The sequence below is a fragment of the Mycoplasma sp. CSL7475-4 genome, from assembly GCF_024834065.1.
Lineage (GTDB): Bacteria > Bacillota_I > Bacilli_A > Mycoplasmatales > Metamycoplasmataceae > Mycoplasmopsis.
The window spans coordinates 1-21,439 of record NZ_JANUYA010000008.1; the positions used below are offsets into that span (position 1 = coordinate 1).

Consider the following 21,439-nt stretch of genomic DNA (forward strand, 5'->3'; position numbering starts at 1 on the left):
CATTGGCAAAATAAACTTTTTCGATTGTTAAATTATTGGCAAAAACATCGAAATATAGGTGATTATCTTGGTTATCGATGTTCGCCAAAATGTTATATAAATCGGTTTTAATATCTTTGAAAGTAGTTATTGCTTCTTGGTAAAGTTCATATTTATCTAACATTTTGATTTGTGAAATGTTATCAAAAAAGAAATTATCAAATTCGTCTGCTAGATTTTCAATTCTAATATTTTTTATATCGTTAAAATTGCCTAATTTTTGTCTTAAAAATTCTTTTAGTTTTTTAACAACATTGCTGTATTTTTCTAAATAGGCTTGTGTATCAGGATGGTCTAATATTGTTTGGTAAATATTTTCCTTGTCTTTAAACTCTGAGTATTTAGCATCAAGCGGTTTTAATAATATTTCTTTGATATTTGGCATTGAAGCTCAAAAATCACTAAAATTATCTAATTCAGTATTAGGAATTCCACCGTGTAAAGAAGCATATAAATCGTGAAAATCGTCTTTTTCAAATGAGTCAATATAACGTGAAATATTCAAGTTGAAATCGTTCTCTTTGATCTCTTCAAAACTTGCTATTTTTGAGAATTTTGCAATATCTTTTTTGTCAATGTAAGCATCTACGATTTTACGTATATGTGATACTTCCATTCTGTTAGTCGAAGAATATTTGGTAAATAATTTAGAACCGTCAATAAATTGAATATCACGGTTTTTACGGTTTTTACGCAATACCATAATTATTGTTGCAATACCAGTTCTAAAAAAGATTCCAGCTGGTAAACCAATAATGGTATCGATATAGCCGTTTTCGATTAGTTTTCTACGAATTTTACCTTCGTTACCACCCCTAAATAAAACTCCGTGTGGTAAAACAACTGTCATTATTCCTTCACGTTCTAGGTGATGTAAGCTGTGTAGCACAAAAGCATAATCGGCTTTTGACTTAGGTGCTAAACCATATTCAATAAATCTTGGGTCACCTTCAGCTTCTTCAGGTTCTCAAGATATTGAGTAAGGAGGATTGGCAACAACAGCATCAACTATTTTCAATTTGTAAGAAGATTCGTCATTGTTTTTAATAAAGAACGGTCAGTCTTTTTTTAATGTATTAGCATTTCGTACGTGTATATCAACAGGGTTGATTCCGTGCATAATTAAATTCATTCTTGACATTGTGTAGGTTTCTGGGTTTAACTCTTGTGCATAATATGTTACTTTATGTTGAGTTTTTGAGTATTTAGCAAACATATCGCCCAGTCTAATCAACAATGAACCCGACCCTGATGTTGGGTCATAAATCGAAATATTTTGACGATGTTTTAAATGACGAGCTACAATTTCAGACATTAATTGTGATACTTCAGAAGGGGTGAAAAATTCCCCACCTTTTTTACCAGCTTCACCAGCAAATTGTTCAATCATATACTGATAAATAAAGCCTAAAACGTCAAAATCTTGTCTATCAACAGGAATTTGCTTAATTAAATCCAAAATTAAAACTAAATAATTAGTGGCTTCACGAGGTGAGTCTCCTAGCTTATATAAATCTTTAGAATAGGCGTTAAACACACCTTCAAAAAGCGATCTGATTTCCCCTTTTTCTGATAAATTTTCGTTAAAAGAGTGAATTGCTTCGGTAATTGCTTCAGTATTAAATTTAATGTTATTGTTGGCTCAGTTTTCAAATAAGAATTTAGGTTTAATAAAATAACCTAATTCAATTTTTGAAGCTTCAATAATGTCTTCGTAACCTTCTTGGTATAAATCAAAGGTTTTATTTTTACCATCTTCGTCAAAATTAGATTCATCTAAGGCATTGATATCGTCTAAATTAACTTGTCTATCTTCAACATATTCTTTCAATTGGTTTGATAGAAAAATATATTGTTTTTGTGATAAAAACTTATAAAAAATTAAGCTTAGGAGAAAGTTTTTGTGCTGCTCTTGAGTGATTTTTCCCCTCGCTGTATTTGCCGATGCTCAAATGATTCTGGCTAATTCTTCCTTGTTTATTTTATTGTTCATTTTAACTCCTTAAATGTATGTAACTTAATTCTATCAAAGACAAATTAATTTACTATTATTTGACAACATTTATATTAAAAATACAAACGTGTAATAAACTTAATTAAGTGCAAAATAAAATAATGCCGGAGCATTAATTTATTCAACAGCTATAACTTCTAAAAATGTGTCAATATCAAGAGTTGCTTTCCCTATTAAGAACCCATTGATTTCTTTAATTTTAGCAAGTTGTTTAATGTTTTTTGCGTTAACCGAACCACCATAAATTATGCGTGCTTGTGGAGATGTAATAGAACGGATATAGTCAGCCATTTCGTGTAAAAATTCAGGAGTGGCACTATGTCCTGTACCCATTGCTCAAATTGGCTCGTAAGAAATAATAACTTTACTAAAATCTAAATCTCTAGATGATTCCATTATTTTTTGTTTAACAACTTCTTTAGATTTTCCTTGTTGATATTCTTCTAATGATTCACCAAAACAAATTAGAGGCGTAATTCCGTATTCTAGAGCAGCTTTAGCCTTTAAGTTAACATCACTTGAAGTTTCGTAGTGGTATTTTCTTCTTTCTGAGTGTCCAACAATAACGTATTTAATGTTAAACTCGCTAAGCATTTCTGCCGAAACATCACCGGTGTAAGCTCCTGCATAAAACGCTGAAACATCCTGCCCAACTAACAATAATTGTTTTTCTTTATTGAAAGCAACATGTGAAGCAAGATTAATTGGCGGCATAGCGATACCAAATTCATTTGACGCAACTGCGTCACGATATTGTTTATCTAATCTTGTTCGCTTCTTAAACTTTTTATTAAATTCAATCAATCATTGAGCACTTTCATCGAATGTTTTATTCATTTTTCAATTTGCAATAATAATTTTATTCATTTTTCCCCTTTTATTAGTACATCTAATTATTTTATTAAATTATTGAACATTTCTTCACTTAAAATTTCTATATTAAGCTTAATTGCTTTATCTTTTTTGCTTCCGGCATCCTCTCCACATAGTAAATATGATGTTTTAGAAGACACTGACGAAGCCACATGACCACCATTTTTTTCAATTAAATCAACATAGTAATCTCTATTATTTGTCAATTTTCCAGTAATGACAAAGGTTTTATCAATCAATTTTGAGCCTTTTTCAATATTTTTATTACTGTAAGTGAATATAGAGTCTAAAAATAACATTAATTCTTTATTTCTTTCTTCATAGACATATTCCAATAATGATTCAGATATTTTAGGTCCTATATTTTCAATAAATTGAATATTTGCTAAATTTGTGTCATTAATAATTTGTGTAAAATTTCCATATTTTTGCGAAATTAACTTAGCAGCTCTGATTCCAATATGTTTGATTCCTAAAGCAAAAATAACTTTACTGAAATCGCTGAATTTACTTTTTTCAATATTATTCAGTAAATTTTGTATTTTTAACTCACCATAACGGGGTAATTTTTGCATTGCCTCTTGGTGTTTTTGCAATGAGTAAATGTCTTGTATATTTTGTAAAAAACCGTTTTTGTATAAATCTTTAACAGTCGTTAAACCAAGCCCAACTATGTTCAATGATTGACGTGATGCAAAATGATAAATACTGTTAACTACTTTTTCTTCGCATTTTTCATTGATACAAAACTGGTCAACATTGCCTTCAATTTCAACTAAAGCTTGTTTACATGAAGGACAAAAATTGGCCTTAGCAAACACACCTTGAACATTTTTCTTGAATAAAGCTATTACTTTAGGAATAATTTCTCCGGCTTTGATAATGGTTACTTCATCGCCAATATTAACATTCATTTCTTTAATAAAATTATAGTTATGCATCGTGGCTTTTTTTACAGTTGTTTGGTTTAAATTAACAGGTTCAATATGAGCAACATAAGTTATTTTTCCAGTACGGCCAACAGTTGTTGAGATATTCAATATTTTGCTACTTACACTTTCAACTTCGTATTTGAAGGCGATTGAATGTTTAGGAAATTTAGCAGTCGCACCCAATTTATCCCAAAAGGTTAAATTATTTAATTTAATTACTAACCCGTCAGCATCATAATCCAATTTGTTTTTTATCTCAGCAAAAGATTCAATTTCATCTTCTAACTCCTCAACATCAACTAATTTTGATTTAGGATTTACCGGAATATTTAAAGAAGCGAAAAATTTTAAAGCTTGTTGTTGGCTAAAAATATTGTGTTTTTGGGGTTCTACTAACTCATATATATAGCACTCTAAACCTCTTTGTTTAACGATTTCGGCATTTAGTTGACGCAGAGTACCGCTGGCAGCATTACGCGGGTTAGCAAATGTTTTTTCGCCGCTTGCAAGCATTTTATTGTTCAAGTCAGCAAAACTTGACTTGGTCATGAACACTTCGCCCCGAACTTCAAGATTGTCTGTATAATCAATAATTTTAGGTATTGAGTCAATTTGCATTATATTTTCTGTGACTTCTTCGCCTTCAATACCATTACCACGAGTCAGTGCCTGAATTAAATAACCATTTTTATAATGAAGCGCTATTGATAAACCATCAATTTTAGGTTCAACACTAAAATTAATTTCTTCATCAGGTACCATTTTTTTCAAGTTGTCGATATGTTTGATTATTTCATCGAAATTGTAAGCCTTCGAAAGTGAAAGCATTGGTTTTTGGTGGGTAACTTTATTGAATTTTGAATTAAAAATATTGTCGCCTTGACCCACTTTATTCGTTGGTGAGTGCGGGTGAATAAATTCAGGATATTGATTCTCTAAGTCTTCAAGCTCTTTAAGTTTTTTGTCATATTCTAAATCAGAAACACTTGGGTTATTTTCAATAAAATACTCAAAATTTCACTTATTTATCAACTCAGTTAATTGCTTTATTTTTTGCTTCATATCTTCTCCGTTTTTCAATTAATACATACATTATAATAAATAAAAAAACTCTAATGAGTTTTAATAAATTAAATATGGAAATTAGTTATTGCGTATCAGTGCGGTAGGGTAAAAACATTATGTTTAATTAGAGCACTTAAAACTATCAATCCTACAACAATACTGAAAACAATAAGATCTCTTCAGGTTGGGATTAATAAACGATAACGAGTTCTTTTGGCGTATGGGTCATAGCCTCTAGTTTCCATAGCGTTTGATAAATCTTCCGCTTTTGTGAAAGATGTCGAGAATAGCGGAATTATTAAAGTGGTAAAAGCCTTTGCTTTATCTTTGATTTTGCCATTAACAAAGTCTACTCCACGACTAGCCTGTGCTTTCATTATTCTTTTAGCTTCAATTAATAAAGTTGGTATAAAACGTAGTGCAACCGAAATCATCATTGCTATTATATGCGTTGGAATAAACAATAATTTTAGTGGTAATAATAAGTCTTCAAGGGCTTTGGTTAATAAAATAGGTTTAGTTGTTGACACGAACAAAGTTGTCACCATTATCATGATGTAAATTCTAAATACTAACGATAAAGTTTGAGCAATCACAGCATAACTTAGTGCATATGATTTTGATTTAGTAATGTAGAAAAATACATGCATTGCATTGCGTTGAGCAATTTCTGCCTCTGTGTTACCATTTGGCACTTTTAAAGTGTAAATGTTAATAAAGAAAACAATAATCCCAACAATTATAGGCATTTTCAGTAACGAAAACACACTTTTAAAACTTTTAGTACCTAATAAAAAGGCAATTAATAAAGGTAAGAATAGAAAACCTAATGTTAAAAAATGTGATGCGACAAAAGTTAGAACAATATAAACAATATTGATAATTAATTTAACTCTGGGGTCTAGACGATGCACGAATGTATTGTCATAAACATAAGTACCAATAACAGAATTCATTATTTACCTCTCTTCTGTTCTAATTTTTTGTTCAAAATGTTTGCCAATTCATCAATATTTTTTATATCATTTGGAACTTTCAAACCTCTTTTTTGCAATTTAGTAATAAATTCCAAAATCTTAGGTGGCTGCATGAAATTTTTGTTTAGAAAATCAGTATCTCTTAGAACATCACAAGTCGGACCATCTTTGATAACTCTTCCCGCTTTCATCAATAAAACGCGATTTGTAACCTGTAAAACATTGTCCAGATCGTGGGTTACAATAACAATAGTTTTGCCTAATGCGTTTAATTTGGTAAAAATTTCTAAAATTTCTTGCACACCAACAGGATCTAAACCTGCTGTAGGTTCATCAGCAACAATAATGTCAGGTTCAATTGCTAAAATTCCCGCTAAAGCTACACGACGTTTTTGACCACCAGATAAACTGAATGGTGATTTAGATAAGAAGCTATCGTCAAGGCCACAAAGATTTAAATATTTGCGAGCTCGTATTTTTGCTTCTTGTTTGTCAACGCCAAACGAAAGTGGACCAAACATAATATCTTTTTCGATTGTTTCTTCAAATAATTGATATTCGGCAAATTGAAAAGCAATCGCAACTTTTTTTCTAATTTCCTTCGCTCTTTTAACTTTTTTCAGTCTTTTTTGTTTAAAAATTTGAGTTTTTATACCTTTTTTGAATGATAAATTTTCTACTCAAGATGCTTTTAGTTCAATTTCATCGTTAAATTTTTCCACAGCATTAGTACTTTTGCTTTTTCTAGTGTTTTTAAAATTTCAACGAATACTTCCTTTTGTTGGCAGTAACAAAGCATTTAAATGTTCTACCAATGTACTTTTACCTGAACCAGTTTGACCAATCACCCCAATAAATTCACCTTGCTTAATATTCAAACTTACATCTTTCAGAGAAGTAAACTCCATTCTGGTACCACGGCTATATGTATGAGATAATCTATTAATTTTTATTTCCATATTTGCTCCAACAAATCATTTTCATCATAAGTTTCTTCAATGCCTTTAAGTTTTTGACTTAATTTGTATATAAAAGGTGAATCAATTTTAGCTATTTCAATGATTTCTTTATTTTTTAATATATCTTTCGGCGACCCTTGTGCAATGATTTTGCCGCCAGCAAAAACAATGCAATAATCAGCTAAAATCGCTTCATCCATATCGTGGGTGATTGAAATCAATGTTTTTTGGCGTTTTGATTGAATTTCACGAATCAAATTAAGCACTTGACTTTTACCTAATGGGTCCAACATTGATGTTACCTCATCAAAAATAATAACCTCCGGATCTAATGCTAAAACAGAGGCAATAGCAACTCTTTGTTTTTGACCACCAGAAAGTAAGTGTGGTTCTCTAGTTAAAAAATCTTGCATGCCAACTTTTTGAGCTAATTCATTGATAATTGGTTTCATTTCTTCTCGAGACAATCTTTTATTTTCTAAACCAAAAGCAATATCATCTTCAACAGAGGCTCCGACAAATTGATTATCAGGGTTTTGGAAAATTATTCCAATTTGCTTTCTGATTTTGCGCAAAGTATCAGCTGAAATTACGGTTCCGTTAATCTCGATTGAACCACTTTTTGGTTTGTACAATGCGACCAATAATTTAGAAAAAGTTGATTTTCCAGACCCGTTGTGACCTAAGATTGCAACATATTTACCGTCTGGTATTTCAAAACTAATTCCATCAATAGCATTTCTATCTGCATCAGGATATCTAAATACTAAATCTTTTACTTTAATCATAATTTAAAATTATACACATAATCGGAATTTTCCATATAAGATTAATCAATACGCAATTTTATGTTGTTCAAAAACTAAAATATAATATTATTGTGTTTTATAAAAGAGGATTATATGCAACAAGACAATAAATTAATAGCTAATATGCGTGGATTGATTTTAGATGCCGTGACAAATGCTAAGAGTGGACATAGCGGTATGGCAATTGGTTCAGCAGAAATAATTCAAACTTTATTTAGCAAATATTTAAATTTCACTAATTTAGAACCTAAGTGATTTAACCGTGACCGCTTTGTTTTATCGGCCGGACATTCGGTTTTATCAATCTATTCAATATTGCATTTTATGGGTGTTATTGACTTAGAAGATATTAAGAAATTTCGCACAGAAGCTTCAATTACACCAGGTCATCCAGAACACGAAAAATTACAATATCTAGATGCTTCTACCGGTCCATTAGGACAAGGTGTTGCCATGGGTGTGGGGATGGCAATAGCACAAAAATATTTAGCGAATAAATTCAATAAAAATGAGTTTAAAATGATTGATCATAAGGTTTATGTATTGACTGGCGATGGTTGTTTGCAAGAAGGGGTCGCATTAGAAGCTTTACAGCTTGCGGGTACAATGCAATTAGATAATTTTATCTTACTACACGATGCAAACAATGTTCAATTAGATACACACACAAAAATGGTTAATAACATTGATTTTGAAATGTACTTTAAATCAATGAATTTCAATGTTTTTTCTATTGATTCCTCAGTGGAAAATATTGAAAATGTTTTCGAAAAGGTTAAAAACATTTCGGGTCCAACATACATAAAAATTAATACTGAAATAGCCAAATTTACACCAGCCCAAAACAATGTTAAAGGACACGCCTCAATTTTCACTGATGAACAAAACAAAGAAATAAAATTGAAAATGAACCTAACAAAAACCGATAAATTTGTCTATGAGAATGATTCATATAACTATGCACAAAGTTTCTGAGATCAAAAAAATCAAAAATATAATCACTGAAACGAGTTGTTTAAAAAATACGAGCAATATTATCCAAACGAAGCAAATGAATTGAAAAAATTAATAAAAAATGATTTTAAATATGATTTAAAAGATATCACTTTCACTAGCAACAATCTTTCAACTAGAGATTACACGCTACAAATATTGAATCATATAGAAAATAAATACTGAAGTGTGATTGGTGGTTCGGCTGATGTTTCGTCTTCAACAAAGGTTAAATTCAGTAAAAACATTGACCAAAACGGTCAAAATATACTTTATGGTGTCAGAGAACATGCGATGACGGCAATCAATAATGGTATTAATTTATCTACAAATTTAAAGACTTTGTCTTCAACATTTTTAGCATTTAGCGACTATGCAAAAGGTGCTTTAAGACTGGGTGCATATTCAAAAATACCTGCCATAAACATTTACTCACATGACTCGTATTTAATAGGTACCGATGGCCCTACACACCAGCCGTTTGAACAATTAGCAATGCTAAGAGCAATGCAAAATATGCTAGTTATTAGACCATGTGATCAATTTGAATTACTATCAGCATTTGAGTATGCGTTGAACCAAAAGCAGCAACAAATTTCAATAATAACCACTAGACAAAACATTAAAAGTTATGATATTTCATTTTTCAACCATAACTTAAAATCAATAAGAATGGTAAAAACATTCGTTAAAGAAAACAATAAAAAGTGAATTAATATTCTCGCTAGTGGGTCAGAAGTAATGTTAGCTGAAAAGGCAGCACAAAAACTCGTAAATGATTACACAATAAATGTTAATTTGTACTCAGTTCCTGTTTTGCAATGGTTAGTAAACGATGAAAAGACAATAAAAAACTTTTTAATTGATAAATACCCAATTCTAGCAATCGAAGCTAGCAGTGATTCTATGTGGTATCGATTAGGTAAATACAATAAATTTGATGCCATTTTGGCAACAAACTTTGGCGAATCAGCAAAAGGCGAAATAGTTTATGCTAAAAATGGTTTTAACATTGAAAACATAATTGAAAAAAGCCGTGAATTAGTTAAATAATTAATTAGATTCTAAATTATAATATGAAATCTATAACACATTTATTTATACTTCCGAGTAAGCTCAATAAAAATTGGTGTATAATTAAAAATATTTATTGATCGTTCAATAAAATAAAACCTTAGAAAGGACTATATGAAGCAGTTTTTCAACAATCTAGGCTATAACATGTCTAAAATGTGATACAAAATTACGCACTGATGAAAAGATTTTTGAGAACATAGATCAGTAACAAAAAAAATACTATTTACACTCTCTTTCTTAGCAATCTATGTCATAATGACCACAATTGGTGCCCCTTTTGTTCGCATCAATAAATCTGACTTAATTAATCAAGATACTTTTTTCAACACATTAAATCTTATCGGTGGAGGTGGATTACGTAACTTCTCGTTAGTCGCCTTAGGAATTAGTCCTTTTATTAACGCTTCGTTGATTATGTCGCTTTTACAAACTCGGTTATTCCCGGCGATTCATAAGTTAGGACAAAGCGGACCACAAGGGAGACGAAAATTAAATGTTATAACTAGAATTTTGACTCTCTTTATTGCGTTTCCACAAGCAATATTACTCTCTCAATCATTAGGTAGAGGCGAGAATCCATTTATAGAAATTTTACCAGTCTTTGGTCCAGCATCATTGACTGCCACAACTTACTTTATTGTTCCTATGATTCTAATAGGAGGATCGTTATTCTCACTATTTATTGCCGAACAAATTACAGACAAAGGAATTGGTAACGGGACATCATTGATTATTTTTACAGGTATGGCGTTTGCTTTACCAAATCAATTTAGACAAGCTACTGCATTTTTTGTCGGTAATTCTTCATCATCATCTCTATTTATCGGATCATTAAAATTTGTCGGTTACATTTTTGTTTTTGCTATCACTATTTTTGTTGTTGGTCTTATTTACAATTCTGAACGTCACATACCAATTCAACAAACAGGGGCAGGAAGATCTAGAAACGTCAAAGAGATGGGTAAATTACCAATTAAACTAAACCCAGGTGGAATAATGCCAATTATTTTCTCAACAATGGTTATTTCATTCCCGTTAATGATTGCAAGAATTTTACCTTCGGGTAACGCAGCAAAAGCGTGAATTAACGAATATATGCAATTTACATCACCACTAGGATTATCATTGTTAGTTGTAATTACGTTTTTCTTCAGTTATTTAATGGGTATTCAACAATCAAAAATCGATAAAATTAGTGAAGATTTTGCTAAAAATTCAACTTTCATCCCCGGTATTCAACCCGGAGAGCAAACAGAAGATTATTTATTCGGCATTGTTTTAAGACTTTCAACATTCAGTGCTTTTTACTTAATTATTCTAGCTTCATTCCAATACTTACAAATTATTGTTTTAAAATGACCTGCAGCCATAGCTTTCGGTGGAACCAGTGTTATGATTTTAGTTTCGGTGGCAATCGAAACAATAGGCCAATTTAAAGCGAGATTAAAAACAACTCACTTTGCTAAACAAAAACAATTATCTCGTCAAGTTAGCGATCGGATCACATACGAAAATGTGTACACTGAACATGGTCCAGACACTAAACAAAAAGATAAAAACAATAAAAAAACAAATGGAGAAGGATTACTATGATAGAGAAAAATGCAAAACTAAATATGGTGTTTATGGGGCCTCCAGGGGTTGGAAAAGGTACTGTTGCATCTGTTATTTCGAGCACTAATGAATTTGTTCATTTATCAACCGGAAGTATTTTTAGAGAAGAAATTGCTAAAGCTACTCCTTTAGGTCTTAAAGTTTCTGAAATCGTGAAATCAGGTAAATACGTTACTGACGATATCACTAACGAAATAGTTAAAAATAAATTAACTGAATTAATGTCGCAAAATAAAAAAGTTATTTTAGACGGCTATCCTCGTACAATTAACCAAGCACAGTTTCTTGATAACATCGAAGGTTTCGAATACGTTGTTGTTTCACTTTTCGCCCAAGATGATTTAATTTTAAAAAGATTATCAGGCAGAAGATTTTGTCCACAATGTAAAAGTAGCTACCATGTTCTATACATGCCATCAAAATTAGGTGATAAATGTGAAAAAGATGGTGTTGAATTAGCAACTAGACCAGACGACACAATCGAAGCAATTAAAGTACGTCAAAAAATATACCACGATGAAACCAAACCATTACTTGACTTTTACGAACAAAATAACAGAGTTATTTCAGTTGATGCAAACGGCAATGCCGATGATATAGCAAAAGATGTCTTAGCTAAAGTAAAAAACAATTAGATTTCAAATTCATGTTAAAAATAGCATTGCGAAAATGCTATTTTTATTATTTCATCGATTGAGCCCAATTCCAAAACAAAACACAAACTGACTAAATTATGTATAAAATGGGCTGAATGCTAAATAAAAAAATAAGGCACAATTGCCTTATTTGAAAATTGATTCTCTAAAGTTTTTAGTTAGCGCATTATATGCTTGAATAATCGTTATTTTCAATTCATATGATTGAAAACTGTTGCGGTTATTTAGTGCTAATTTACTTATATCTTTATCGATTGCGATATTAAATAAATTCTTAATATCTTCACTACTTGTGATAGTGTAATTTTGATTATTATAACGAATCGTTACTGGTCTAATTGTGTCTTTTTTATCTAAACGTCTTTTGAACATAGCTTTTTTGAATTCGTTGTAGTTTTTGTATTCACCATTGAAAATTTTACTTAAAACGAAATCTTCACTTAACAACTCGTTTGGCGATAATTGTGACGCCAATGCGTCGGTAGCATAATTAACAAACCCATTATCTCAGCCAAATTCTGCTAGTAATTCAAAAACATTTCTTCTAAAAATTAAGCCACCAGTTGCACCTGTATCATTTGAGTAAGCGGCGAAAATAGGTCTAAATAAACTTATATTATAGTAATTATCGTTATTATTACGCAAGTAATCACTAGTTCCAGGTTTTAGGCCATATGTTTCTAATTTAGAAATAATATTATTATCAATTAAATCATTAACATCATTTAAATTCATCGCTTTGATACTGTTAGCATCTAGTTGAACAACTCTATCACTTCCGTGTGTGTAACCTTGATTTATGTCTTCGGGACCATACAATTCGTGATGGTTTTTCATTGTTGAATCATCTTTGTGTAAAGTTAATTGATTAAAGAACAATGCTTGTTTTTCGACTGGTTTTGACAAAATAACTTCAGCTTCTAGCGCATCTAATAAGTAGGTTACGTCAAATAAACCTTTTAAGTAATCTTGGAAATCTTGTTTTGAATTAAATCTATCAATACTATTATTCGAGGTAACAGGACCTTTTAAATCAAGTACAAAATTAAAACCATAATTAGGCGAGCTATTGCTTGTTATCGATTCAAATAGACCTAACGCAAACGCCTCAGGACCAATTCCTTTACGGTATTCGTGACCTTGTAATCATGTTTTGTGATCATAGGCGTGGGTTAATTCGTGAGTTAAAGTTGCCATTCCTTCAATATCCAATACGTCAGCACTATCAAATCTAATTACTTTAGTATTTTGATTTGCATACGCTGAGTCTTTAAGTGGTGATTGAGGGTGTCATTTATTGATTGGGCCAAAGAAATCATTTACTGGGGTGTAACGTGTGTCGAAGCGTTCAGCTCAACGTCGTTTTTGACCACCAAAACGTGGTTCTGGTGTTCCATCAACACTTGAAACAATTAAATAACCATCAAAAATTTCGGCTGTTGAATTAACAAGGTGTTGTTTTCCTTCTGCGTTAGCAATTTTGTACATTAACTCCATAAATTTTCTGTATTTGATTGATTTATCAATAATTAATTGATTTACTTCGGCTTTTTTGTTTTCGTATTCAGCTTTATTATTTATCAATAATTGTTCATCAATACTACGTCCGTAGCCACCAAAGAATAGTGTACCTAGAGTTGAAATAATATAGACATTATTTTCACTTAAATTAAGCAATGGTAGAATGTAACTATTTGCTGTTGCTTTATTTTTAATCTGGTTATAAACGCTTACATCAACATCAGGATAAGAAAGCATTTTTTCTTCATGAACAAAAGCTTTTGTTGATGATTTGAATCATTCGTCCATATTCGTGATGTTCATGAACAATTTAACGTTATATTCTAGAAATTCGAATAAGTCTTTATTAGTTAATTTACTAAAGTATTTATTGAAGGTTTTAAAGTTATTGCTAATTAGTAATTCTTCAAAATTCAATGACCCAATTTCAATTAAGAAATCAATATTTTTAATTGAATTATTATAGAAATTAGGGTTAAATAACATTATTTTTCTAATATTAAACTCACCGAAGTTAATATTGAATAAACGATTAATATAGGCTAAGCCAAGCATAATTTTTACTTTATTATCAAGAATTTTTTTCTTGATAACTTTTGCTATTTGTTCATTATTGTAATCACTATTTTGGTAGTTGGCAAGTAGTGATTTGACAACATCACTTAATTGTGAATTAATTTCAGCAAATGATGAGTCTAAGTACAACGCTTTCATTGTTTCTTCAGTAGAAGTATTGAATTTTTCTTTGTTTTTATTGTTATATTCATCTAATTTCACTTGTTGGATAAAATCGTTTGCATGAATATCAAGACCACTTAGGCCGGCAACAATATCGTTAACTAATTGATCGTTTAAATTCAAGTGTTGATTTGGTGAATAAATTAAATCAGCGCCTAGGCGATATTCGTAATAATCGCTTTGTTCAAACCTTGTTGGTGTTGCTAGATTGTAAGTTGTTGAGGTTCCATCATCAAATTTAACAAAAAGACGATTAATGCTATCTTTATCATATAAATTAGAAACAAATTGATCGCCGTGCATTGGCATTAGTGAGTATATTTTTTTACTGAATAAAAGATCAGAAGTGCTTACTAAATTACCGTATTTGACAATAGTATTTCTGTCAAAATTAGACATTAATTTTGCAATATTCTCGTACGCTACTTGACGAGATGAATCATAGTCAGGTAGCATTGAATAATCTACGGTATCAAAATCAGCATTAGCAAGTGGTTCTAAATCTATACCTCACGATCTCAATAATCCTTTTGCGTTTTCAAGTGTAATTGTAGTATCTGAATTTTGCTCAGAAATTATTTTATTGTCTGAAGTTTCTGAACGCGAAATTTGAGCAAATAAATCAATATTTTGATTTTTGGCGTCAACAATATTTGAACTTGCTTCAGCATTGTTGATAATACCGATAATTTGAGCTAGTTTAGTGTTTTGGAATTGAGTATTATTATTGACGTTTATTCGACCTGAAATATAATTTCTTTCTATCTTTTTATCTAAAGCATTAGGACTAGTTGCTTTAGCAGCTAAAAGAGCAAAATATTGACCATTTTTATCATCAGAAGTTATGTTTAAATCTACTTTTAAAACACTATTTGTAACTGATGAATCAATTAACACTGAACTTAGTCCACCAACTGAAGATGAATCTATAGAATTTTGTACAAATGTAACATTACCCTCAATAAATAATTTAGTAATATCACTGTTTTGAATTGTTTTAGCTAAAATACCACCGTCTTTATTTAAAACAACATTTGAATTCAATATTTTGAAATTTGATATTGATGAATTTGTTACTTTGTTGAATAGTGGTTTATTCAAGTTATTGATTGAGTAATTTTTGCCATCAACGCTTCTTAGAGTACCGCTAAAATCAATATCGATATATTGCTCTGCTTCAATTGGGTCAGCAAACAGATCAGAACCAATTAGGAATGTACCGCTAGGGTTTTGTTTAATAGCAGCAATTAATGTATTAAAATCAGTATAAACGTTTGCTTGTTCACTGATTTCATCAACGAAGAACGAATATGTTTCCGCCACATCATTTTGACTATTGAACGACACTAAATTATCTTGATTTAAAGTGATTTTGTATTTATCGCCAACTTTTTCAATAGATTTTACTGGAATTAAATTTTCAAAATTGTCGTCAACAATTTTGACCAAAAAAATATTAGGATCAATGTTATTTGCACTTAAGGAAGCGACTTTTTTAGTAGTTCCATCTTGATTAACTAAAAGCAATTCACGTGCAGTTATGTTTTTAAACTCAACTGATTTAATTGAATATACACCACTCAATTTATCCATTTTTTGCGAAAGATCTTCTCTGGCATCATCAATTTGTTGTTGTGTAGATTCATTACTATTTCAAATATTTTTCGCTTGTTCTAAAGCAGCAATAAATTCACTTTTGTATGTTTGATTTTCTTCATTTCGGTATGTAACCGAATCACGTTTTTGTTCAGCTAAGCGAATTGTTTTTTCTAATTCTTTTTTATCGGCTGGAATGATCACTTTTTCTTTAAAACTAACTTGCAGAGAAAAATAATTTAGTTGCGTGTTGATTTTAATCGAGGCAAAATTGCCATCCATAACTATATCATTAGGTTCAATGGGTGAATTATTAGCGCTAATTTGACTAACCTCTTGACCTTCAGGAATATTTATTTTAAACAAAAGATAATTGTCTTTTTGCGTTTGTCTAAACGAATCTGTACCATTAGGAGAAACAATTTTTTCATTACCCATAACATAAATAGTATTTGTCTGTTGTAAATGCTCGAATTCGACGCTAAAAGTCGAGTTTTGAGTTATTGGGTATTTAAATAGTCCTTTAGAAGTGTCAACATCAATAATGTTGCCGTTTAATTTAACATTTGTCACTCTCTTATTTGTAGGTACGTCAATAAAAATTAATGCCTGATCGCCTTCAGTAAAATGATTTTTGTCAACAGAATCACTAATGTATAAATTATCACCTAAATCGATTGAATAAGTGCTTTTTGCTTTAGCTAAATCTTTAAATTCAACAGAAATTTCAGTATTATTACGCATTAAAAATGAGTAAACATTGTTTTTTACAAAACGTTTTCTATTTGAACCATTCACAATCAATGCTTTTATTTCTTTACCTTCAGGCACATTGATATTAACACTAACATTTTGGCCAAAACTTATTTTATTTGTGTCCGCAATATCATTCACACTTAAATTAGCACCCAGTGTTAAAGAATATTTATTTTCTTCATAGACAGCAATCAATTCGTGTGCTTGTTTAGTTGCGTTAAATGTAAAGGTATTGTTAACTACATTATCAATGTTTTCGACTCCATCTAACATTAAAGAAGTCAAGGTAGAATTTTTAGGTAATACCAATTTTGTCACAACTTCTTTACCAACGTGGGTAGTAATGTTATCTCTTTCAAATCCAACTAATTTTATATATGATTCAATTTCCTTTTCTTCTTGCTCGTTGTTATTGCTATCTAGTTGTTCGCCAGTATTATTCGAATCAGAACTAGTATTTGACTCATTGTTATCTTCAACTGTTTCTTTTTCTTCATGTTCATTTTTGTTGCTATCTATTTGTTCGCCAGTGTTAGCTGAATCAGGAGTAGTATTTGACACATTATTGTCTTCAACTGTTTCTTTTTCACTTGTATTTTGTTTTTGCGAATTAGATAAAATTAAGTTAATTTCCGTGTTTGCCTCAATCACAACACTGAAGCGATTATTTTTGATTAAATCTTTGCTTTCAAGCGAATTAATCAATAGTGATTCAATAGATAAGTTTTCATCATTTGAAATTGAAAATTCCAATTTTTGACCATATTTAACTGATCCTAAATCAATATTATCGTTCAATAAAATTAAGTTATTTGTTGTGCTTACATTAAAGGTCAAATCGGTATATACTGCTTTTATTTCTTTGATATTTTCCTGAGTAAATGTGTATGTGTTATTGACAATTTCTGACTTTTTATCAATTCCGTCAACCAATAAACTTTCAATTTTTTTACCAGAAGGAACAACTAACTTTAAGGTTAGTTCTTGACCATTTGTTGTTTTAAATGAACCGGTTTTTCCACTTTTAGCATCAACTAAACCTTCAATTTTTAGAACAATAGTTTTATCTTTATTTTCACGAGATTTCAATCCTAAGCCTAGTCCTAAACCCAGCCCGATTGCAGTCACTGCTAAGCCGCCGCTTATAACACCTGCAATTATTATTTTTTTACGCTTGTTTTTCATTTCACCTCCACTATTACTTTATAAAATGATATGTTATTTACCTTGATAAATAATCAAAATTTAAGATATTTTTCAGATTGAAGTAAAAATAGCAAAAAATAATGATAAATTTATAAATTTTTGGTAAAATATAAAACGTTATATTGAATATAACAATATTGCAGGAGGCAAGGTGATACATATAAAAAATCAAAAACAAATTGAAGATATTATCAAATCTTGTCAAATCTTGGCCGAGGTTAAGCAAGTTGTTTATGACCACATAAGACCAGGAGTCTCATTAAAAGAACTGGATACAATTGCTTTTAATGAAACAGTTAAAAGAGGTGCTAAACCTGCATTTTTAGGTTTATACGGTTTTCCTGCTACCGCTTGCATCTCTGTAAACGAAGAATTGATCCATGGGATTCCGGGTGACTACGTATTGAAAAACGGAGATATAGTTTCTTTCGATATGGGTTGCAACTACAACGGAATGAATAGTGATAGCGCCTTCACAAAAGGTGTTGGCGATATCTCGCCTGTAAATAAAAAATTGATTAGAGTGGCTAAAGAGGCTTTTGAGGCTGGTGTAGCAGCTATTAAACCAGGAGCTAGAGTCGGCGACATTAGTTATGCTGTTGGTCAAGTAATCAAGAAAAACAAATTTTATACCCCTTCGGAGTATTGCGGTCATGGCATCGGTTTCGATGTTCATGAAGATCCCGATGTTTACAATGATGGTAAACGAGGACAAGGTCCGTTATTAGTTGATGGCATGGTAATTTGCATTGAACCAATGGTTATGCAAAAAAATGCCCAAATTAAAGTAAAGAGAGATCAGTGAACTGTTGTTAGCGCTAGCGGTTTAACTAATGCTCATTACGAACATACTGTACTAATAAAGGACGGCAAGGGTGTAATATTAACGAAAGGAATTTAAATGGCAAAAGATGCTATTAAATTTAAGGCCGTAGTCAAGCAAGCTTTTTCAACTGATGAATATGAAGTGGAACTTGAAAACGGTTTAGTAATTAAAGCTCACATATCAGGTAAAATGCGTGTAAATCACATCAGAATATTACCTGGAGATTCAGTAGACGTAGAAATAAGTCCTTACAATTTACAATTAGGACGTATTATCTACCGTCATAAATAAGGAGAAGATATGAAAGTAAGAGCTAGTGTAAAAAAAATGTGTAAAGATTGTCGTGTTATTAAACGTAGAGGAATTATCAGAATTATCTGTGTACAACCTAAACACAAACAAAGACAAGGATAGGAAGATTAATGGCTAGAATTTTAAATATAGAGATTCCAAACAATAAACGTGTTGTTGTTTCATTAACATACATTTACGGAATCGGTTTAACAAGATCAAAAGAAATACTTGCAAAAGCAAATATCGACGAAAACATTAGAGTTAAAGATTTATCTGAAGAACAATTATCAGCAATTCGTGAAGTAGCAAGAGAATACCAAACAGAAGGTGATTTACACCGTGAAGTTTCATTAAACATCAAACGTTTAATGGAAATCAAATGCTACCGTGGTATGAGACACCGTAAAGGTTTACCTGTAAGAGGGCAATCAACTAAAAGTAATGCTCGTACACGTAAAGGTCCAAGAAAAACAGTTGCAGGGAAGAAAAAATAGGAGTTAATAATGGCTATATCAAAAAAACAAACTAAAAAATCTAAAAAAAGATTAGTTGTTAGTGGTGTTGCACACATTCACTCAACAAACCAAAATACAATTGTTACTTTCGCTGACGAACAAGGTAATGTAGTTGCTTGATCATCATCAGGTGCTATCGGTTACAAAGGTTCTAAGAAAAAAACCCCTTATGCTGCTGGTTTGGCTGCTCAAGCTGCTACCGAATTAGCTAAAGAACGTGGTATGAAAACAGTTAGAGTTGAACTAAAAGGTTTAGGAGCTGGTAAAGATGCTGCTCGTAAACAAATCGAAGTATCAGGAATTACCGTTACAGAAATCAAGGATGTTACACCAGTGCCTCACAACGGTACAAGACCTCCAAAACGTATTCTTAAACGTGAAAAAATGAGATAGAAACAAATAAAATAGAAGGAGAAAATATGGAAAAAATGGCAAAACTTGACTACATTCAAGTCGAAAATTTAAATTCAAACGCCAAAGAAGCTAATACAACAACTTTTGCCTTACAACCTCTAGAAAGAGGTTTTGGACAAACAGTAGGTGTTGCGTTAAGAAGAGTGTTATTGTCAAACATTACCTCTTTAGCTTTATGTGCTGTTAAAATCGAAGATGTTGAACATGAATTTGAAGTGATGAATGGTGTAGTTGAAGATGTTACTACATTATTAATGAATTTACGTAAAGTTAAATTCCAATACAAACCTGAGTTAGTTAATGATGATGAAATCATTAAGGTTGTCTTAAAAGCTGACCAACCTGGTCCTGTGACTTCGAGAAACCTTGAAGTAGTAAACTCAAATATCGAAATTACAAGCAAATCAGTTCACTTAGCAACAATCAGTGCCAAAGGAAGTTTACACCTAGAAATGTTCCTTCGTGCTGGACGTGGTTATTTACCAAGCGATAAAAACAAAAAATTTATTTCAACTTCAAACTTTTTAAGTCAAATTCAATCAAATATCAAAAAAGGAATTTTGATTGCAACTGACTCTAACTTCAGCCCAATTGAAAATGTAAACTACAAAGTGAGTGAATTAAACTCTGCTTCAAACGAAATTGAAGAAAGACTAGAATTTAATATCACTACTGACGGAACAGTTGGTGCTAAGGAAGCAATCAAACAAGCATGTGAAATTTTAGTAGCTCACTTTAAAATAGTGGGTAATGTTGATGACATGGTTGTAGATTCAATTTTCAAAAAAGAAGAAGTTCAAAAAGAAGTTGAAAAAGAAGAAAATGATTTAGATATTTCACAATTGAATCTTTCAGTGCGTTCATTAAATGCTTTAAGAAAAATTGGTAAAACATCATTATCGCAAATTGCTGCTATGACATATGAAGAATTAGAAAACACTAAAAACTTAGGTAAAAAATCTCTAGATGAAATTGTTTCTAAATTAAAAGAATTCGATTATGAATTAACTAAAGGAGAAGAATAATGGCTAATCCAAAACAAATTTACAGTCGTGATACTAAATGAAGAAAAGGTGTAATGCGTACTTTAGTAAGTGAATTATTTGCTCACGGTCGTATTACTACAACTCTAACTCGTGCTAAAGAATTGCGTCGTCACGCAGAAAAACTTATCACAAAAGCAAAAAATCCTACTCTAGCAAACCGTCGTGCTGCTGCAGCTTTCTTACGTCCAACTCTTGTTGAAGGTTCAGATAACGTTTTAAAACACTTATTCTCAACAATCGCACCTAAATACGCTGAAAGAAATGGTGGATACACTCGTATTTACAAACTTGTTTCACGTCAAGGTGACTCAGCACCAATGGCTATTATCGAATTAGTTTAATTCGTACATATCTAAACTTTAATTACTAATTTTAAATAGCCTGCGGGCTATTTTTTCTTATCATTTTGACAACTAAAACACAAAATATTAGATAAATTTGACTTCAAAAAGTTTGGAGTAAATATTTAGCAATAACATCACATTATTAAAAAAAGTGCTTACAGGCACGTTTTCGCTA

17 protein-coding genes are annotated in these 21,439 nt (G+C 31.0%); 10 read left to right on the forward strand and 7 right to left on the reverse strand.

Translation table 4 applies throughout. From position 1 onward, the window contains the following. The 6 genes from NXS15_RS03150 to NXS15_RS03175 all read right to left on the reverse strand — a co-directional run. Window positions 1–2,032, reverse strand: a 2,032-nt coding sequence (locus NXS15_RS03150) for a type I restriction-modification system subunit M (protein WP_259290412.1), incomplete at its 3' end; no start/stop codon positions are given. A 138-nt stretch (window positions 2,033–2,170) separates the two neighbouring features. Beyond that, complete coding sequence (gene tpiA, locus NXS15_RS03155) at window positions 2,171–2,920, reverse strand: triose-phosphate isomerase (RefSeq protein WP_259290413.1); 750 nt, start codon at window positions 2,918–2,920, stop codon at window positions 2,171–2,173. Between the two features lie 26 nt (window positions 2,921–2,946). Continuing rightward, the gene (gene ligA / locus NXS15_RS03160) at window positions 2,947–4,920 is read right to left on the reverse strand and encodes an NAD-dependent DNA ligase LigA (protein ID WP_259290414.1); all 1,974 of its coding nucleotides are present in this window, start codon (window positions 4,918–4,920) and stop codon (window positions 2,947–2,949) included. A gap of 68 nt (window positions 4,921–4,988) precedes the next feature. Beyond that, on the reverse strand, window positions 4,989–5,879 hold the full coding sequence (locus tag NXS15_RS03165; protein WP_259290415.1) for an energy-coupling factor transporter transmembrane protein EcfT: 891 nt from the start codon (window positions 5,877–5,879) through the stop codon (window positions 4,989–4,991). Further along, window positions 5,879–6,859, reverse strand: a complete 981-nt coding sequence (locus NXS15_RS03170; RefSeq protein WP_259290416.1) for an energy-coupling factor transporter ATPase — start codon at window positions 6,857–6,859, stop codon at window positions 5,879–5,881. The genes NXS15_RS03165 and NXS15_RS03170 overlap by 1 nt, the downstream gene beginning before the upstream one ends. After that, window positions 6,850–7,647 (reverse strand): energy-coupling factor transporter ATPase, encoded by a 798-nt coding sequence (locus NXS15_RS03175; RefSeq protein ID WP_259290417.1) that lies wholly within the window; start codon window positions 7,645–7,647, stop codon window positions 6,850–6,852. The genes NXS15_RS03170 and NXS15_RS03175 overlap by 10 nt, the downstream gene beginning before the upstream one ends. A gap of 114 nt (window positions 7,648–7,761) precedes the next feature. Between NXS15_RS03175 and NXS15_RS03180 the strand changes: the two genes are divergently transcribed. The 3 genes from NXS15_RS03180 (at window position 7,762) to NXS15_RS03190 (ending at window position 11,987) form a co-directional block, all read left to right on the forward strand. Then, on the forward strand, window positions 7,762–9,714 hold the full coding sequence (locus tag NXS15_RS03180; RefSeq protein WP_259290418.1) for a transketolase-like TK C-terminal-containing protein: 1,953 nt from the start codon (window positions 7,762–7,764) through the stop codon (window positions 9,712–9,714). A 135-nt stretch (window positions 9,715–9,849) separates the two neighbouring features. Beyond that, window positions 9,850–11,334, forward strand: a complete 1,485-nt coding sequence (gene secY, locus NXS15_RS03185; protein ID WP_259290419.1) for a preprotein translocase subunit SecY — start codon at window positions 9,850–9,852, stop codon at window positions 11,332–11,334. Further along, window positions 11,328–11,987, forward strand: a complete 660-nt coding sequence (locus NXS15_RS03190) for a nucleoside monophosphate kinase (RefSeq protein ID WP_259290420.1) — start codon at window positions 11,328–11,330, stop codon at window positions 11,985–11,987. The genes secY and NXS15_RS03190 overlap by 7 nt, the downstream gene beginning before the upstream one ends. Before the next feature lie 147 nt (window positions 11,988–12,134). Here NXS15_RS03190 and NXS15_RS03195 read toward each other — a convergent pair whose 3' ends face one another. Then, window positions 12,135–17,804, reverse strand: a complete 5,670-nt coding sequence (locus NXS15_RS03195; protein WP_259290421.1) for a ZmpA/ZmpB/ZmpC family metallo-endopeptidase — start codon at window positions 17,802–17,804, stop codon at window positions 12,135–12,137. Between the two features lie 172 nt (window positions 17,805–17,976). Here NXS15_RS03195 and map point away from each other — a divergent pair, with 172 nt between their 5' ends. Genes map through rplQ form a run of 7 tightly spaced genes read left to right on the forward strand, consistent with a single transcriptional unit; the run spans window position 17,977 to window position 21,261 of the window. After that, window positions 17,977–18,726: a type I methionyl aminopeptidase gene (gene map / locus NXS15_RS03200; RefSeq protein WP_259290422.1), complete on the forward strand. Its 750-nt coding sequence runs from the start codon at window positions 17,977–17,979 to the stop codon at window positions 18,724–18,726. Then, a complete protein-coding gene (gene infA / locus NXS15_RS03205) occupies window positions 18,727–18,942 on the forward strand; it encodes a translation initiation factor IF-1 (RefSeq protein ID WP_259290423.1) in 216 nt (71 codons plus the stop codon). It abuts the gene before it with no gap. Window positions 18,943–18,951: 9 nt separating this feature from the next. After that, window positions 18,952–19,065 carry a 50S ribosomal protein L36 gene (rpmJ, locus tag NXS15_RS03210; protein WP_259290424.1) on the forward strand — a complete coding sequence of 38 codons (114 nt, stop codon included), beginning with the start codon at window positions 18,952–18,954 and terminating at the stop codon, window positions 19,063–19,065. A gap of 8 nt (window positions 19,066–19,073) precedes the next feature. After that, on the forward strand, window positions 19,074–19,439 hold the full coding sequence (rpsM, locus tag NXS15_RS03215; RefSeq protein ID WP_259290425.1) for a 30S ribosomal protein S13: 366 nt from the start codon (window positions 19,074–19,076) through the stop codon (window positions 19,437–19,439). A 15-nt stretch (window positions 19,440–19,454) separates the two neighbouring features. Beyond that, window positions 19,455–19,853 (forward strand): 30S ribosomal protein S11, encoded by a 399-nt coding sequence (gene rpsK / locus NXS15_RS03220; RefSeq protein WP_396888609.1) that lies wholly within the window; start codon window positions 19,455–19,457, stop codon window positions 19,851–19,853. Window positions 19,854–19,879: 26 nt separating this feature from the next. Further along, window positions 19,880–20,899 carry a DNA-directed RNA polymerase subunit alpha gene (locus NXS15_RS03225; RefSeq protein WP_259290427.1) on the forward strand — a complete coding sequence of 340 codons (1,020 nt, stop codon included), beginning with the start codon at window positions 19,880–19,882 and terminating at the stop codon, window positions 20,897–20,899. Beyond that, window positions 20,899–21,261, forward strand: coding sequence for a 50S ribosomal protein L17 (rplQ, locus tag NXS15_RS03230; protein WP_259290428.1), 363 nt, complete (start codon window positions 20,899–20,901; stop codon window positions 21,259–21,261). The genes NXS15_RS03225 and rplQ overlap by 1 nt, the downstream gene beginning before the upstream one ends. Window positions 21,262–21,439 lie beyond the last annotated feature (178 nt).